Below are 16690 nucleotides of genomic sequence, written 5' to 3'. Positions count from 1 at the left end.
TTCTATAATCAAAACTATCTTTAATTAGGTATTCAATGGATAAAAATATTCAAGATATTGCATATCAATTATGTGCAGAATTTATACAAGCAGTTTGTCATAAAAATTTTAAACAACTTCATTTAAAATTTGGAATATCTCAAGCCGTTTGGGATGAAATTCAAGAAGACGTTTTACATTACTATTTTGATCAAGACATTCCTGAACTAACAATTTCAAATGAGAATTTTGAAGTTTTTCAATATTATCAAGGTGGTTATGGAATAGAGGCCAAATTAGAAACCACGTTAAATGATGAAACAGAAAAATGGACAGATTTAACATTAAGTGCTGAGCTAATTGAAAAAGAAAATAGAACGTTTCAATTTGCATATCGTTTAATTGAAGTGATGTAAAAACATCACTTTTTAAATGCTCGGACGGCATTGCCTCGCTCGATCAACGCGTGTTGTAAATGTTGAGCGTGTTTCTGATGGGCTTGCTGGCTCTCCATCTGTTGTTGTAGTTTGAGTGCAATCAATTCTTTTGCCACACGTTTATTGGCATGTTGGCTTCGTTCAGTCATGACCTTTACACTTATCCCAGATGCAACATGAGTTGCATGGACAGCAGAGTCGGTTGTGTTGACATGCTGGCCACCAGCACCTGAAGCACGGCAGGCCTGAAAAGTGATGGTGTCATCCGCAGGGAGTTGCAACGGTGTATCGAAAAGCGTAATGCCTACAAACCAGTTTTTACGTTTATGTTGTGGACGAATTGGACTTTGAAAAGTCCATTGAATTGTACCGAGCCAAGTATTGAGCCATGTTCGGGCATCCTCATCGACACTGAGCAGTACCGAGGAATAACCATATTGAGTCGTATGGCTTTCAATTGTTTGGAGATGGATCTTTTTTGTTTTGGCTTCTTTGCGTATTTCTTCAAGCGTATATTTTACAGCGAGTTGACATTCTGCGGGTCCAAGCGCAGCACTGAGTTGGACGATAGACAATATGCGTGTTCCTTAAAATTAATGTATAAGTTCGAAAATCAAAAAAATGCATGCGAATAAACAGAAATTTTGAGATTCATTAAAATAAGCGTGATTTAATTTTGAATTATTGATTTTCAGCGAACTGATTATAGAAAAATATGTGAATAAAAAACAATCGAAATCGAATAAAAATATGCATTATCAAGCCTCTCACAATAAATGTTTAAGAAAATTCATGCTTAGCTGAATAATACTATTCGAGAAATTTTTGAAAATATGGCAGAATATGGGGTTTTAAAGATTTTAGAGGATTGGCAGCATGCGCTTTGTTGATGAAGCAGTCATTACCGTAGAGGCTGGCGACGGTGGCAATGGCGTAGCCAGTTTTCGCCGTGAAAAATTTGTACCATTTGGTGGCCCAGATGGTGGTGATGGTGGTCGTGGCGGCAGCGTATATATTCAAGCTGACGACGATACCAGTACCTTAGTAGATTATCGTTATACCCGTAAATTTCGCGCTGAACGTGGTAAAAACGGTGCTGGCGCAAACTGTGCTGGTCGTGGTGGTGAATCAGTTATTCTGAAAGTTCCAGTAGGAACAACCATTGTAGATACAGAGTCTGGCGATATTATTGGTGATTTGGTTGAAGATGGCCAAAAGGTTTTAGTTGCACATGGTGGCGATGGTGGTTTGGGGAATACTCATTTTAAATCATCGACTAACCGTTCTCCGCGTAAATGTACACATGGTATCAAAGGTGAATACCGTGAAATTCGTTTAGAGTTAAAAGTTCTAGCGGATGTAGGTTTATTGGGGATGCCGAATGCAGGTAAATCTACCTTTATCCGTGCAGTATCAGCAGCTAAACCAAAAGTTGCAGATTATCCATTTACAACAATGGTACCGAACTTGGGTGTGGTCGATGCGGATCGTCATCGTTCATTCGTTATGGCGGATATTCCAGGATTGATTGAAGGTGCAGCAGAAGGTGCAGGTTTAGGGATTCGCTTCCTTAAGCATTTGGCACGTACACGTATTCTTTTGCATATTGTCGATGTACAACCGATTGATGGTTCAGATCCTGCCTACAATGCCAAAGCGATTGTGGAAGAATTGAAAAAATTCTCACCAACATTGGCTCAATTACCGATTGTTCTTGTTTTAAACAAACTTGATCAATTAACTGATGATACTCAAGAAGAATGGTGTAATCATATTCTTGAAGAATTACAATGGGATGGTCCTGTATTTAAAACTTCAGGCTTGCTTGAGGAAGGTACCAAACCTGTTGTGTATTACCTCATGGATCAAATCGAGCAACAACGTGAGTTGGAAGACGAAGATCCAGAGTATGCAGCGAAAATGAAAGCATTCCGTGATCAGCTTGAAGCTGAAACACGTGAGCAAACGATTGCTGCAAAAGAAGCTTATCGTGAAATGCGTCGTCAACAACGTCTTGCTGGTATTTTGGCAGAGGAAGAAGATGATGAGGATGACGATGGCGAGGATGATGGCGAAATGGAAGTGTACTACGTACGCTAATTTCTAAGGGTATCTATAGTCTCTAAGGATACCCATTTAGAAAAGAAAGACCGAGGACAAGATGATAGAAGTGGTAGATGGGCAACGTCAGCTCAAGGCTTTAAAACGTATCGTTGTTAAAATCGGATCATCTTTACTCACAGCAAATGGGCAAGGTTTAGATTTGGATGCAATTTCGCATTGGGCGAAACAAATTGCAGATCTACACAATGCAGGGCACGAGATCATTCTTGTGTCTTCAGGTGCTGTGGCTGAAGGGATGGTTCGTATGAAGCTAGAGAATCGACCCACCGATTTACCCAGTCTACAAGCTTGTGCTGCCATTGGTCAGATGGGATTAATTCACACATGGTCAAGTGTGTTGGAAAAGCATTCGATCCAAACTGCGCAAGTCTTGTTAACTCATGATGATCTTGCAGATCGCCGTCGTTACCTTAACTCATGTGATGCATTGCAGAATTTAATTGATTGGAAAGTGATTCCTGTAATCAATGAAAATGACACAGTGTCTACTGATGAAATCCGCTTTGGTGATAATGATACGCTTGCAGCAATGGTTGCAGGGCAAGTTCATGCAGACTTACTGATCATTTTGACTGATCAGCAAGGGATGTTTGATTCAGACCCGCGTTCTAATCCAAATGCAAAATTGTTCCATACTGTTCGTGCAATGGATGAAACCTTGTTTGATATGGCAGGCGGTGGTGGTAAGTTTGGTCGTGGTGGTATGTTGACCAAAGTTCGTGCTGCTCGTTTGGCTGCCAAGTCTGGTTGTCCAACACTGATTGCTAGTGGTGAAAGTGACAATGTATTGGCTCGTTTAATGGCGGGTGAATTATTGGGTACTTTGTTCATTACTGATGATGATCGTGTTACAGCACATCAACAGTGGTTGGCTGCCCATCTTCAAACTGCAGGGCGTTTGGTTTTAGATGATGGTGCCGTCAAAGCCATTAAAGAAAACCATCGTAGTTTATTGCCTGTAGGGGTAAAAGCAGTTGAAGGGCATTTTGATCGCGGTGATGTTGTGGAATGTGTTGATCAGTATGGTCATCGAGTCGCGGTTGGACGAGTGAACTTTAGTTCGCGTTCTGCTGAAACTGTCAAAGGTTTAGCTTCGGATAAAGTGTATCAGGTGCTAGGTGAAGCACGTTCTTTAGAAATGATTCATCGTAATCACATGTCGATTTATTGATTAGTTTTAAGATTTCTAAGAAATATAACCCCGCTTTGGCGGGGTTTTTATTTGGGTATGATTAATGGTGCTTTTTCGTTGTATAGATCGGATTTAAAAAATTTATGGCCGACCCATGACTTTAAGTAAAAATGTTGATCATGGAAACGAGAGCCTCCTTGTACACCTTTACCAAAATTTTCATCGTTATTTAATTTACGTTTGATCGCACTAAAAAAACTTTTAATATTTTTATCGGGTGTTTTTGAGATGATTCTTAAACTTATTTTTTCTAACGTATCCTCTGTTTCTCGACCACCTTCACCTGCAATCGCATATATACAGTATTCATCTTTGTAGATTTTATCTTTACTGATGTTTTGAGCTTGATCGAGAAAATAGAAGCCAAGATTAGGATGATCATATTGGCTAAGTTGTTCTTGTAAATTATCAGGCGTGGCAATTTTCATTTGAATTTTATGATCTGAATCAAAATATTCTATTGCCATTTCAATTTGATATTTCTTTAACTCGTGTTGAATATAGGGATAGAATTCAGAGAGTGGCATGATGATATTGATATAGGACATTGAAAAATCTCAGTGCTGAATTACGCAAATTTTTTTTCATCTTCTAAATAGGGCAAAACCTGATCCTTACCAACCATATATTGATAGTCGGCCAAATGAAGCATATCTAAATCTTCTTCACTGTTCCCATAGGCGAATATTTTATTATATTGATCTAAATCATATCTTTCTAAGATACGAAGTCGTTTTTGTTCACAACTGCAATCTGGCGTGGAATAGTTGCCAGTAAATTTGCCATCTATGACTTCAGTACCAGTACAGATCAAATCGATATCTAAGATTTGGCAAATGATTTTGAGGTAAATATCTACAGATGCTGAAACCAAAACAACATCATCGCCATTTGTTTGATGTTTTAATAACTGCTGATAAAGATTTTGATCCAGTTGTCGAACTAAGCGTTGAGCATATTCGTTTGCAATATCTTGAATTTCATTGGCATCGGCTTGTTTAAACATTGCATTAAATAATTTGATACGCATGGAGTTGGCAGGATAGATATTTAAATAATAAGCCTGAATCCACGGTAAAATTTTAATGCCTTGCTTTACGATATGTCTTTTTGATAAAGCATAGAAAATAAACCCTGTGAAACTGTCTTTTTTACACAAGGTTCCGTCAAAATCAAATAATGCTAAATTTTTAAACGTTTTGCTCGGTGCATACATGTTTCATATCGTCCGTTTACGCGGCTTGCGTACCAGTTAGTATTATAATCACGACTCAATTTAGGCCCAGAAATGACAACTTCAGGCATTATCGCATACATTGGATCTTTGCCTGTTTTATTCTTATAAAGTTTAGTCACTGCAATATAGGTTTGAGTTTTTTCAAAATCTTGCTGCTTCTCGTCTTTTAAATCACTACGTAGTTGTCTCGGTGTAACTAAAATATTATTTTTTGAAAATAAAGCAGTGAGAGCTTTTTCTGTATCAGTTATCGCTGGACGTGGGTCGCCATTTTTGTCATACGAGAGTAAATCACCATCGAGTGCCAGATCAGCTTCAGTGAGCTTATCAATCATTTTTTGAAAAGCGGCATTTCTGCTCGAATACATCCCAGAGTTATAGTCAGCAAAACGATAAATCGGTTTATCATAATCTGCTGGATACATCATTAAACGATGGATTCCATAGTATAAACCACCAAATTCAGTATATAGATCATCACGTAATTCATTGATGTTCATACTGGTGCGTTTATGCTCTTTGGCATAATTGATATGAACCTGCATTGAACCTAATGTTGTGATTGGGTTCATTTTTTCAGCAATATCTTGACCAACAAATTTTGCCGCACCCGTCAGCGCACTCACATGATAATGCTTTGCCATATAATCAAAGATTTCACGGTAAAGTACGTCTAAATCTTTTTCAGTGCGGACACGACTCATTTGTTTTAAATAGTTATCATCTGGTGAGGGCTGATTTTTTAAAACATTCTCAAAATATGAAGCAACCGTGCCACCAATTGTGGTTCCAAGTTTATCTTCAAATTTTTCATTTAAACGTGTGGTGACTTCTTTTACCGCTTTATCCCCCAAACCTGGCACAACAGGATTGGCAACAAAGTTAGATTCCTGATCAACCACCGCGATGATGGTACAGATATTTTCTTTGTTGGTTGGGATTTTTAATTCATTGGAAATATCGTAGATGTCTTTTGCCCACGAGTCACGTTGATTGACACGGTTTGGAATCAGTTTTCTGATTTGCTCTTGTTTTAATTGTTCATCATCTTCATGGGCAAACCATGAACCTTTACCACAAGCAACTAGGCTTAAAGAAAGAGCTAACACGCTGAAAGATTTAAGAAATGCGTGATGTCGAACTAATTTTTTCATGTCGAAGAAAACATACTCAGAAAATGATGAGCCACTATGGCAGATGCAGTATACTATGAAGGTCTAAAAATGTATGAATATATATGTATATTGGTCCTTATCAACTGTCAAATAATTTAATCGTTGCGCCTATGGCCGGAGTCACAGACCGTCCGTTTAGGACACTGTGTAAATACTTTGGCGCTGGGCATGCGGTAAGTGAAATGATGACCTCTGATCAGACCTTACGTATGACCAAAAAGAGTCTATATCGGGCAAATTTTGATGGTGAATTAGCGCCGATTTCAGCGCAAATTGCAGGATCTGAACCAGATCAGTTGGCTGAGGCAGCACGTTATCAAGTTGCAAATGGTGCGCAAATTGTCGATATCAATATGGGATGCCCAGCAAAAAAAGTCTGTAATAAACTGGCAGGTTCGGCATTGCTGAAAGATGAAGATTTGGTTGCCCGAATTTTAGAAGCGGTGGTAAAAGCGGTTGATGTGCCTGTGACGTTAAAAACACGGTTAGGTTTTTTAAATGGTCATGAGAATATTATCCGTGTGGCGAAACGAGCAGAAGAAGCAGGAATTGCAGCCTTAGCCTTACATGGTCGTACCCGTGAGGATATGTATTTAAATACGGCACGTTATAGTTTGATTAAAGAAGTCAAACAGATGCTCTCTATTCCTGTGATTGCCAATGGAGATATCGACAGTCCAGAGAAAGCTAAATATGTATTGGACTATACTGGTGCTGATGCCGTTATGATTGGGCGCGCGGCCCAAGGGCGTCCGTGGATTTTTCGTGAAATTGCCCATTATTTAAAAACCGGTGAATATTTAGCAGCACCAGATATTCAAGAAGTAAAACACGTATTACTGGGCCATTTGTCTGAACTTTATCAATTCTATGGTGAATACTCAGGTTGCCGAATTGCACGTAAGCATATTGCTTGGTACACCAAAGGTTTACACTCAAGTAATGAATTTCGTCAAAATATGTACAAAGTGGAAAGCACTGTAGCACAAGCAAAAGTTGTTGAGGATTACTTTAATCACTTGCTTGAACAAGGCAATACGATGAGTGATGTACAGGTTGAATCGGTAAATTTATTGGATGTGTAATCAATAAGGTGTAATGAGTATGGGAACGAACTCCCATACTGAATCAACCAATCACCAAATGTTTTTTTAATGCGTCGTTTAAAGGATAAATACGTTGTTTAGGCAAGAGCTTTTCAGCGTGTTTATACTGTCCTAGACGTCGAAATTGCGCCATCTTATTTACAAGAGGGGTGATATCTTGGATTGAGTGAATCGCCGTGTTGTTAAACGCTTGAATTAAAAAACGACTAATCCCAATTTGAATACTACGCTGTTCAAGCTTAGTTCCCTTTAAATTCCGTTCAGGATCCCACTGAATATGAGCCTTGGCATTTTCAAAAGACTCAAACCAGTGTTCGCCATTTTTATGCGCAGAGAGTGTCGGGTCGGTATGGATACTTTGCTGTAGTAAATATTCCCAAAAATCACGTTTGATACGGATTGCCAAAATATGATTTTGGTTGGATTTTGTTGCCCAATGACTTCTTTCCATTAGCCATAAAAATGAAGGTTTTATCCATGTCATTCTGTGAAAGGAAAAGGGCGAAACAAACTTTTGTTGTTGTACCGCCAATTGTGCAATTTGTTGGTTATAGGCTTGATAAACTGTAATCGTGTCACGGTCATATAGCGCACGTATTTGATGATATGCAGACATGATAAATCTCACTTGTATTTTGAATAAGTTGTTAAAAATTTTAAAACTTAATCAAATAAGTGGAAAATCATTCACCGATTGGCAAAAAATTTGATTTAACATGAGTATCAAGCTAGCTTTATTGATTTTGTCGCTATTCTAGCCAAAATGGTATTTTTATCAAGCTGATCAGGGGCTGTTGACATTTCATAAATGGCTTGCGTTGTAGGTTAAAATTGAGCATGAGACGTATACGTCGTAAAGCATGAATGAGAATAGCGAGACTATTTTCAAGTTTCATAACGAAGGCTGAGATAATTTTAGCCACAACCCTGAGCAAGAACAAAGCACTGCTTTGTTTGCAGCGCAAGGCGCAGCGGGGGACTAGCGTGTTTTTTGCCGCTACGTCGTTACCTTGCGAAACGATGTTTCTCATCATTTAGAATGACTAAATTTCGTATTTCGCGCCTAGTACCGCCTAAAAAACACACGTAGTCGCAAACGTAGACGAATTGTCAACAGACCCTATATTTCATATACCCACAATGATGGTTTAGTTAAGTCATGAATAAAGACTCTTTCAGAATACTGGCACAATACAATATCTGGGCAACCCAGCGTCTTTGTGAAAGTTTAAAAGCTGTATCCGATGATGATTTTAACAAAGATGTTGGTCTTTACTTTAAAAGCATTGTTGGCACCTTGAATCATCTATTGTTGGGTGAACATTATCTCTGGTATTCACGCTTTAAGCAGGGGATATCACCTGCAATTGCATTAAATACAATGATCCAAACTAAAAAGACAGCATTACTGGATGAATTACAAGAGAAGTCGAAAAATTGGATTGAGTTTCTAGAGCAGTTAGATGAAAAAACCTTAAATGCAGATTTAACCTATAAACGCGTTTCTGGACAAGAACTGACTTTGCCTTATGCTGCGACACTTATGCATGTATTTAATCATGGCACACATCATCGTGGGCAAATTACCGCTGCAATGACGGGATTGGGGTATGCATGTCCTGAACTAGATTTGGTATATATGTTGGTTGAACAAAGCCAAGCCTAATCAATATAAATAGAAGCTGTTGCAGTTCAGCTTCTATTGAAAGCTGAGTTGAGTATTAAGAATGGTTCATTTCCACAACCAATTGATTAACCAGATCCTGAGCCTCTAATTCACGAATCTGTCCAACATTACTTCCAGCCCAAAATGCACCAAAGCCAGTATCACCATGTTGCACCGCGAAAGCATTTAGCTGTTTTGCCAAATCATAGGCATAAGGGTAGGCAGCTACATGTGGACGGTCGGGCTGATCAATCCTCGCTTGCCAATGATTGATGATGCCGCGTGCTGGACGACCTGAAATGCTTGAGGTAATTTGAGTGAGTGGATGATCAAATAAGGCCTTGCGATATGCTACATTGGCGTTTGATGTTTTACATTGCACAAAAGCTGTTCCCAATTGTACGGCATCAGCACCAAGATTTAACATGGCTTTGGCTTGTTGCCCATTCATAATACCCCCTGCTGCAACGACAGGCAGTGAGCTATGTTTTTTGATAAGTGTGACTAGATCTGCGGTTTTAATTGCACCATCAATTTGAGCGTTAAAAATACCGCGATGCCCACCTGCTTCGATACCTTGAGCCACAATAATATCAATCCCAGCTTCTTCAATAGCCAGCGCTTCAGCCAGATTGGTTGCAGAAACTAGAGTGATGATACCGGCTTGTTTTAATTTTTGAATTTGATATTGATGCGGGATACCAAAATGAAAACTTACCGCTTTGGGTTGAGTGTCTAAACACAGGTTTAAAAAATCATCATTGTCTTTAAAGCTCGGGTAGATGCATTTTAATTCTGTGGGTGGATTTACGCCGAATTTTTTAAATTCAGCTGCTAAATGTTGACTCCACAGCGTATTAGATTCAGTGTTTAATGCTGTTGATTCATGACAGAAAAAATTTAATTGAAAAGGATGTGGTGTTAACGCCTGGGTTTCTTGAATTTGTTGAAGTGCAGAATCTATGGTATTTGCACCGAGCCCTAAAGCGCCTAAAGCCCCTTGATTTGATACTTCTGCTGCCAATAGTGGGGTAGAAACGCCTGCCATTGGTGCAAGTAAGATGGGATGTTTTATCCCTAATTGTTCTAATAAAGACATACTTAAGCTCCTTGAGTTTTAAGTTACTTTGCCCAAGCCAATTGCAATAAGCAAATTATGTTCGGTATTTATTATAAAAATATAATTCAAATACACCTTTATAAGTGTAGCTTATTTTATACAGGCTTAGATTACATCGGAGTGACTTGGAACAGAGAACCAATCCAGCTTGAGAACGCCATTGCGATAATTCCCCATACTCCCACACGGAAACTACCCTTGAGTATTGATGTACCCGCAAAATAGCTGGATAAGGCACCGAGTATGACCAGAGATAAGATACCGACTACTAAAACAATTTTTTCTAAATACACTTCGGGGCTAAACAGAATCGACAATGTTGGAAATAAGGCGCCTATTGAAAATGATAAGGCTGAAGAACCAGCAGCTTGTAATGGTCTTGCCGCAGTTGCTTCATTGATCCCAATTTCATCCCGTGCATGCGCTTCTAAGGCATCTTTTTCTGTGAGTTGAACAGCAACTTGATGCGCCAATTCGGGATCTAAACCGCGTTGAATATAAATGTGAGTCAGTTCTTTAAGCTCTAAGTGTGGGTTTTTTTCTAATTCGCGAGCTTCGATTTTTAAATCCGCTGCTTCAATATCTGCTTGAGATTTGACGGAAATATATTCACCGGCAGCCATTGAGGTTGCACCTGAAATCAATCCCGCAATACAGGTAATCAATAGCGTGTGACTAGACGCACCACTCGCTGCCATTCCCATCACTAAACTGGTCACAGAAATGATGCCATCATTTGCACCCAAGACCGCTGCTCTTAACCAGCCTGTACGTTGTATAAAATGCTGTTCTAGGTGATGAGAATGTGGCATAAACAAAACTCCGAGTAACTGAAAGCTGATTCATTGATAATCTAAATATATGACAAATATAAAAAAGCTCCTATATTTAGGAGCTTTTTTTCAGATTAAAACTATTGGCTTGCTTTTTCTTTAACGTCCGCAGCACCTTTTTCAACAGCACCAGCTGCAGTTGCAGTGGCATCTTTAGCCGCATCAACAGTTGCATCGGCAGCATGTGCAGTTGCATCAGCGGCATGATCGACAGCAGTCGCAGTTGCATTTGCTGCATTATCCGCAGCTTTCGCCGTCGCATCAGCTGCATTTTGAGCGGCATGTTCTGCATCATGTTTTGCTTGTTCTACGGCATTTTCAGCATGTTCACCTGTGGTCGCTCCTGTTTCTGGCGCTTTATCTTTATTACAACCAACAAGTGCAATCGTTGCAATCAGACCAAGAGAGAGTAGAAGTTTATTCATTGTCTTGTACCTTTTTTAAATTGATTTTTGGCATCCAGCAGTTGGATGAAATAAATATAAACACAAAAAATAACCAAATCAAAAAATAAAATGTAAAGTTTTTATAAGATCAATTTATCTTATATCGAATAATAGCGCACAAATCTAGTTTTAATAAAAGCTTAATATAATATCAATAAACTGATTTTATAGTTTAACTGCCAATATCAATAAAATAAACAATGGTAAAATTTAAGCTTGTTTTAATGCTGTATCATTAAAACTAAATCAAGATAAGGTTTAAGATCCACTCAATTTATGATATTAGTTATTTGAAAGTGACCTTGTTGAAAAAAATCTGACAATTTGACGCTTTGTGGCACAATATCAGTGCTCAAAAAATTAAATTAAAAGTGAAAAAACATGTTTACAAGCCAATAAAAACAGATAGAATTGAATGTAAAATGTGAAGTATATCAAATAATTCTGTTGCTGGAAAAAGTCTGAAAAACTTGTGTTTTCGGCTTTTGAAAATGCTGAATTTACAAATTAATTTATGGGGTTTTCTTGAATATGCTTGACCTAAACACATCTCGAAAAGTACCTGATGATTTTGTAGCATATGCTGAAAAACAAATCAGGCAGCTTTTGAACTCTGTCAGTGGTGTAGAGTTCATCATGTTGTGTACTTCTGATGGGTTTGAAATTGCTTTAGTCAACAAGAAAAATATTAGCAATTCTGGAAAGATTGCCGCAGTGAGTAGTTCGATTTTAGCCCTAGTAACCGCATTTGTTTCAGAAATCAATCTTGTTGGATGTCAAACAATTACCTTAGATGCTGAGAACGGAAAAGCACTTTTGACAGCCATTCCTCATTCAAAGCATCCACTGGTTTTAGTGGCGATGACCAACAAAGATATTTTATTGGGACAAATGCTCTATGAGCTTAAATCCACCTCAGAATTACTGATGAGAAATATATAGATAAGCCATTGTGAAAAATGTAACTTCAGTTGCATTTTTTTTGAAAAATGAGATTTATACTGGATTTTTCTATCTGGTGTTTGTTAGATTTTTTCTAAAGTTTTAAATAGTCAAATTAGTCATTTATTTTTTAAATTTCTATTGAATAGTTAATATTTTTTATGCTATTAAAATGAGTGTGGGAAATAATTAATTAAAATTGATTATCAAATAAAATTAAATGGGTATTCAAAAAAAGAATACTAATTTATCCATGTTAGTTAGAAATGAATATTTTTAACTAAATAGTAAAGTGTTTTAGTAAAGCAAAATAAAAATTGAATTACTAAAGCGAACAACAATGTTGAAAGAAACGGGGATGCTCATGGCTCGTATTACACTAGATCAATTAACTGATATCGATGGTTTCGTTTGTGCTGCATTAGTAGACAGCGAAAGTGGTTTATCTTTAGCGACTGCAGGTGCAGGTTTAGACTTAGAATTAGCAGCAGCAGGTAATACTGAAGTTGTTCGTGCTAAGCGTAAAGTAGCAAAAGCACTGAAATTAGATGATGTAATTGAAGATATTTTAATTACATTAGGTAAACAGTATCATTTGATTCGCCCACTTGATTCAAATGAAAACTTATTCCTTTATCTTGTTTTAGATCGTTCTAAATCAAACTTAGCAATGGCTCGCCACGAGTTAAAAGCATTTGAAAAAGGCTTAGACTTTTCTTAATTTAAAAATTGAAAAGCATAAAAAACTCGTCTACGGACGAGTTTTTTCTTTGGCTATCCTGTATAACATAGATATCGTATTTAGAGTGTTGAGTGTAGATGTTAAAAGCTGGAATTTATAAACATTATAAAGGTAATTTATACCAAGTCTTTCATGTCGCAACACACAGTGAAACCCGTGAAAGAGTTGTGGTTTACCAATGTTTATATGATGATTACTCAATCTGGGTTCGACCTTATGAAATGTTTTGTGAGCAGGTCACCTTAGAAAATGGTCAAGTCCAAGCGAGATTTGAATTTTTACATGAGGTTTGAGTTGTACTTGCTAGATTTTACCAAATGATAAAGTCACGAAATAAACCGTAACGATGTAACTTGTCAAAAGCTATGTATTGTCATAGCAATGACGTAAATGATTGAAATAATAACAATGATAGTAAAAAGGAAGATCTAAACATGAGTTTAAGTAACCCATTTTTGCAACGATTGAATGAACTATATCAATCCTTTATTAAGTTTGATGCTACACAGTGTGATCGTATTAAACGCTATCGAAATATTGAACCTGAATCAGCATTGTTTTTAGCCATGCAAGTGCGAATTCAGCAATCTAAGAAAATTTTAGAGATTGGGACATCAACAGGTTACTCTACATTGTGGCTTGCAGATGCAGCCAAAGTCACAGGTGCCAAGGTGACAACGCTAGAGATCGATAAAAAAAGAACTCAGCAAGCGCAACTGCATGCTCAAGAGTTACGGGTTGATGACGTGATTGATTTTTGGGTAGGGGATGCACAAAAATACTTGGAACAGTGTCAGGAACAATATGACTTTATTCTACTGGACGCTGAACGCAATGCTTATTTAAATTACTGGGTATATCTACAGAAGATGCTTGTAGAGCATGGTGGGGTACTGATTGTAGATAATGTGATATCACATGCTGCTGAAGTAAAGAGCTTTATCACGGAAGTTAAACGAGATGAAAGGTTTATGACCACAACTTTGTCGATTGGATCTGGTCTGTTTGTGGTGACATTTAAAAACTAATCGAGTTTTTACATCAGGGAGAAATCTCCCTGACTTTGCTCTAAAAGCACAGTTCTAAAAAAAACTATAAAATTGAAAGTCGCTTAAAATGTAAATCGTATTCTAGATATTTATGCACGAATGCTGTTTTATCACTACATCGTAGTAAATTATTGTATATAAATTCTGGGACAGGATGGTAAAGTTCACCAGAACCATTGTTATAAAAAATTTTTAAATACCGTGAAGAAGCATTGTACTTCCAAGAAGTCACGGTAATCATTGATCCCATAAGCAACCCCTTAAACTTTTGATTGTTTTACAGAAAAATGTATTCTGTATCTTTTGAAATTAGTCTATTCACTTAAAGAAATGTATAGTGGTTTTGTAAATAAAGCTGTTTATATTCTGCTAAAGATATTCATATTTTAACATTACAGATTCTGGGCAAGATAAACACTCAAAAAATCATCAGTAAATGAGAAAATTGGTATTTTACTTTAGGGTCTGTTGACATTTCATAAATGGCTTGCGTTGTAGGTTAAAATTGAGCAGGCAAGGCATGAAACGAAGAGAATAGCGAGACTATTTTCGAGTTTCATAACGAAGGCTGAGATAATTTTAGCCACAACCCTGAGCAAGAACAAAGCACTGCTTTGTTTGCAGCGCAAGGCGCAGCGGGGGACTAGCGTGTTTTTTGCCGCTACGTCGTTACGAACTACTCTTTTAGAATGACTAAATTTCGTATTTCGCGTCTAGTATCGCCTAAAAAAACACTCGTAGTCGCAAACATAGACGAATTGTCAACAGACCCTAATCATTAAGAGGTAGATCATGATTCTTGCAATAGACGTTGCCTATATAGATAACTCTGCACAAGTTGCTGGTGTAGTATTTGAATCTTGGGCGAGTTCAGCTGTATTGAATCATTACCTTATCACCATCAACCCAATTGCTGACTATGAGTCAGGTCAATTTTATAAACGTGAATTACCGTGTATTTTGACGTTATTGGATTTGGTGAAAGAGCCCATTGATATGATTGTGATTGATGGCTATGTCTATTTAGGCGCTGAACAAACAGCAGGTTTAGGACAGCACTTATATGCTGCCTTAGTTGATAAAATCCCTGTGATTGGAGTGGCTAAAAATGAATTTAGGGGAACACCAATGGAATTTGAAATTTTACGTGGACAAAGTGTTAAGCCATTATATGTCTCTGCCATCGGCATAGAATTAGTGCAAGCAAAACATAATGTACAGTCCATGTACGGGAAATATTGTATTCCAGAGTTACTCAAGCAAGTTGATCGTTTGAGTAGAACAACGCAAAAATAATTTTTTGCTATCCTATATTCAGTGGTTTAAATGTATTATCAATTGACTCATTTTTTGTTTTCTATAGAACAATATTTTATAAATTTAAGGAGAAACATCAATGGATCAGTCAGCGGCTTTTCAAAAAATTTCCATTAACTATATTGAATTTATGGTGAAAGATGTCGTACAAAGCAAAAGGTTTTATCGAAACTTAGGCTGGACTTTTACCGACTTTGGCCCTGAATATTGTGAATTTGATTCTGGAGAGATAAAAGGGGGCTTTGCTCAGTCTGATGATGTGCAAAGTTCTGGTGGTGCATTAATTGTTTTGTATAGTGCCCAATTAGAACAAAGCTTAACGTGTGTGAAAGAGGCGGGTGCAACCATCGTACAAGAGATTTTTAGTTTTCCTGGTGGACGTCGTTTTCATTTTAAAGATTTAGATGGATATGAAATTGCAATTTGGTCGCATTAAATAAAAATCTACAAACACAAAAACCTGTACATAAAATCTAATGCAAAAAACCACGCTAAAAAGCGTGGTTTTTTATGTGTTTAATCTAATTCAAGAATTAGATTTTACCAACTAGGTCGATTGAAGGAGCAAGAGTTGCATCGCCTTCTTTCCATTTAGCTGGGCAAACTTCACCAGGATGACCGTGAACATATTGAGCTGCTTTAACTTTACGAAGAAGTTCAGAAGCATCACGACCAATACCACCAGCATTGATTTCGATGATTTGGATTTTACCTTCAGGATCGATAACGAAAGTACCACGATCAGCAAGACCAGCAGATTCAATTAAAACTTCGAAGTTTTTAGCAAGAACCCAAGTTGGGTCGCCAACCATTACATATTCAATTTTTTTGATTTCTTCAGAAGAATCGTGCCAAGCTTTGTGCGTGAAGTGTGTATCTGTAGAAACAGAGTAGATTTCAACGCCTAATTTTTTGAATTCAGCATAGTTGTCAGCAAGGTCACCAAGTTCTGTTGGGCAAACAAAAGTGAAGTCAGCTGGATAGAAGAAAACTACAGACCATTTACCTTTAAGATCGGCTTCTGTAACTTCGATGAATTGGCCGTTTTGGAAAGCTTGTGCTTTAAAAGGTTTAACTTCAGTATTAATTAAGCTCATCATTATCTCCATGATTGAGGTGTTTATCTAATATTTAACTAGAATAATGAATTTTAGATTATTGGGGAAATAGTATTTTTTTATCGCTAAGATCGGAAAATCAAATTAGCGTGCTCCAGATACATTTCACCAAAAACCGTTGTTTTGTCAGTATTTCATCAACTAAAGCAAATAAAGATGATGTTTGAATGACAAAGCATCCTTTTTTAATCTGTTACAAACATGATG

Annotated in this window: 21 protein-coding genes; 11 read left to right on the top strand and 10 right to left on the bottom strand. The window is 37.4% G+C overall.

Translation table 11 applies throughout. The features are described from left to right. Positions 1-35 precede the first annotated feature (35 nt). Positions 36-395: a hypothetical protein gene (locus tag AC07WY_RS14390; RefSeq protein WP_262085529.1), complete on the top strand. Its 360-nt coding sequence runs from the start codon at positions 36-38 to the stop codon at positions 393-395. A 5-nt stretch (positions 396-400) separates the two neighbouring features. Here AC07WY_RS14390 and prfH read toward each other — a convergent pair whose 3' ends face one another. Continuing rightward, on the bottom strand, positions 401-991 hold the full coding sequence (gene prfH / locus AC07WY_RS14385; protein ID WP_262085530.1) for a peptide chain release factor H: 591 nt from the start codon (positions 989-991) through the stop codon (positions 401-403). Between the two features lie 301 nt (positions 992-1292). Here prfH and cgtA point away from each other — a divergent pair, with 301 nt between their 5' ends. Together cgtA and proB are read left to right on the top strand one after the other, a co-directional pair. Continuing rightward, on the top strand, positions 1293-2516 hold the full coding sequence (gene cgtA, locus AC07WY_RS14380) for an Obg family GTPase CgtA (RefSeq protein ID WP_004820174.1): 1224 nt from the start codon (positions 1293-1295) through the stop codon (positions 2514-2516). 61 nt (positions 2517-2577) lie between these two features. Next, positions 2578-3711 carry a glutamate 5-kinase gene (gene proB, locus AC07WY_RS14375; RefSeq protein ID WP_004721861.1) on the top strand — a complete coding sequence of 378 codons (1134 nt, stop codon included), beginning with the start codon at positions 2578-2580 and terminating at the stop codon, positions 3709-3711. Positions 3712-3758: 47 nt separating this feature from the next. Here the strand turns inward: proB and AC07WY_RS14370 are convergent, their stop codons facing one another. From AC07WY_RS14370 to AC07WY_RS14360, 3 genes are read right to left on the bottom strand one after another with little or no spacing between them, the layout of a single operon-like run. Next, a complete protein-coding gene (locus AC07WY_RS14370; protein WP_004820176.1) occupies positions 3759-4280 on the bottom strand; it encodes a hypothetical protein in 522 nt (173 codons plus the stop codon). A 20-nt stretch (positions 4281-4300) separates the two neighbouring features. Further along, positions 4301-4948 (bottom strand): HAD-IB family hydrolase, encoded by a 648-nt coding sequence (locus AC07WY_RS14365; protein WP_004820178.1) that lies wholly within the window; start codon positions 4946-4948, stop codon positions 4301-4303. After that, entirely contained in the window at positions 4915-6123 is a 1209-nt protein-coding gene (locus AC07WY_RS14360) for a DUF1615 domain-containing protein (protein ID WP_419334438.1), read from the bottom strand. Before AC07WY_RS14360 ends, AC07WY_RS14365 begins: the two co-directional genes overlap by 34 nt. 83 nt (positions 6124-6206) lie before the next feature. On the opposite strand from AC07WY_RS14360, the gene dusB reads away from it, so the two are divergent. Continuing rightward, positions 6207-7229: a tRNA dihydrouridine synthase DusB gene (dusB, locus tag AC07WY_RS14355; protein ID WP_494736566.1), complete on the top strand. Its 1023-nt coding sequence runs from the start codon at positions 6207-6209 to the stop codon at positions 7227-7229. 43 nt (positions 7230-7272) lie between these two features. Here the strand turns inward: dusB and AC07WY_RS14350 are convergent, their stop codons facing one another. Beyond that, positions 7273-7866 (bottom strand): DUF4291 domain-containing protein, encoded by a 594-nt coding sequence (locus AC07WY_RS14350; RefSeq protein ID WP_494736565.1) that lies wholly within the window; start codon positions 7864-7866, stop codon positions 7273-7275. A gap of 543 nt (positions 7867-8409) precedes the next feature. On the opposite strand from AC07WY_RS14350, the gene AC07WY_RS14345 reads away from it, so the two are divergent. Beyond that, positions 8410-8916: a DinB family protein gene (locus AC07WY_RS14345; RefSeq protein ID WP_262085536.1), complete on the top strand. Its 507-nt coding sequence runs from the start codon at positions 8410-8412 to the stop codon at positions 8914-8916. Between the two features lie 55 nt (positions 8917-8971). Here AC07WY_RS14345 and AC07WY_RS14340 read toward each other — a convergent pair whose 3' ends face one another. From AC07WY_RS14340 to AC07WY_RS14330, 3 genes are all read right to left on the bottom strand, one after another. Then, the gene (locus tag AC07WY_RS14340) at positions 8972-10015 is read right to left on the bottom strand and encodes an NAD(P)H-dependent flavin oxidoreductase (RefSeq protein ID WP_494736564.1); all 1044 of its coding nucleotides are present in this window, start codon (positions 10013-10015) and stop codon (positions 8972-8974) included. Positions 10016-10146: 131 nt separating this feature from the next. After that, complete coding sequence (locus AC07WY_RS14335) at positions 10147-10848, bottom strand: VIT1/CCC1 transporter family protein (RefSeq protein ID WP_262085538.1); 702 nt, start codon at positions 10846-10848, stop codon at positions 10147-10149. A 101-nt stretch (positions 10849-10949) separates the two neighbouring features. Then, positions 10950-11294, bottom strand: coding sequence for a hypothetical protein (locus AC07WY_RS14330; protein ID WP_004820201.1), 345 nt, complete (start codon positions 11292-11294; stop codon positions 10950-10952). Positions 11295-11846: 552 nt separating this feature from the next. Here AC07WY_RS14330 and AC07WY_RS14325 point away from each other — a divergent pair. The 4 genes from AC07WY_RS14325 (at position 11847) to AC07WY_RS14310 (ending at position 14027) form a co-directional block, all read left to right on the top strand. Then, complete coding sequence (locus AC07WY_RS14325) at positions 11847-12257, top strand: roadblock/LC7 domain-containing protein (protein WP_262085539.1); 411 nt, start codon at positions 11847-11849, stop codon at positions 12255-12257. 364 nt (positions 12258-12621) lie between these two features. Then, positions 12622-12978, top strand: a complete 357-nt coding sequence (locus tag AC07WY_RS14320) for a hypothetical protein (protein ID WP_004721834.1) — start codon at positions 12622-12624, stop codon at positions 12976-12978. A gap of 98 nt (positions 12979-13076) precedes the next feature. After that, on the top strand, positions 13077-13292 hold the full coding sequence (locus AC07WY_RS14315) for a DUF1653 domain-containing protein (protein ID WP_419334425.1): 216 nt from the start codon (positions 13077-13079) through the stop codon (positions 13290-13292). Between the two features lie 141 nt (positions 13293-13433). After that, positions 13434-14027, top strand: a complete 594-nt coding sequence (locus AC07WY_RS14310) for an O-methyltransferase (RefSeq protein WP_262085540.1) — start codon at positions 13434-13436, stop codon at positions 14025-14027. A 64-nt stretch (positions 14028-14091) separates the two neighbouring features. Here the strand turns inward: AC07WY_RS14310 and AC07WY_RS14305 are convergent, their stop codons facing one another. Next, positions 14092-14298: a KTSC domain-containing protein gene (locus AC07WY_RS14305; RefSeq protein ID WP_004721830.1), complete on the bottom strand. Its 207-nt coding sequence runs from the start codon at positions 14296-14298 to the stop codon at positions 14092-14094. Between the two features lie 542 nt (positions 14299-14840). Here AC07WY_RS14305 and AC07WY_RS14300 point away from each other — a divergent pair. Both AC07WY_RS14300 and AC07WY_RS14295 read left to right on the top strand, forming a co-directional pair. Further along, on the top strand, positions 14841-15344 hold the full coding sequence (locus AC07WY_RS14300; protein ID WP_494736563.1) for an endonuclease V: 504 nt from the start codon (positions 14841-14843) through the stop codon (positions 15342-15344). 100 nt (positions 15345-15444) lie between these two features. Further along, positions 15445-15801, top strand: coding sequence for a VOC family protein (locus tag AC07WY_RS14295; RefSeq protein ID WP_262085542.1), 357 nt, complete (start codon positions 15445-15447; stop codon positions 15799-15801). Positions 15802-15898: 97 nt separating this feature from the next. Here the strand turns inward: AC07WY_RS14295 and ahpC are convergent, their stop codons facing one another. Further along, the gene (gene ahpC, locus AC07WY_RS14290; RefSeq protein WP_004721823.1) at positions 15899-16462 is read right to left on the bottom strand and encodes an alkyl hydroperoxide reductase subunit C; all 564 of its coding nucleotides are present in this window, start codon (positions 16460-16462) and stop codon (positions 15899-15901) included. Between the last annotated feature and the right edge of the window lie 228 nt (positions 16463-16690).

Source organism: Acinetobacter sp. GW821-FHT01C12 (assembly GCF_059422625.1).
This window is presented reverse-complemented; position numbering and strand designations above follow the sequence as displayed.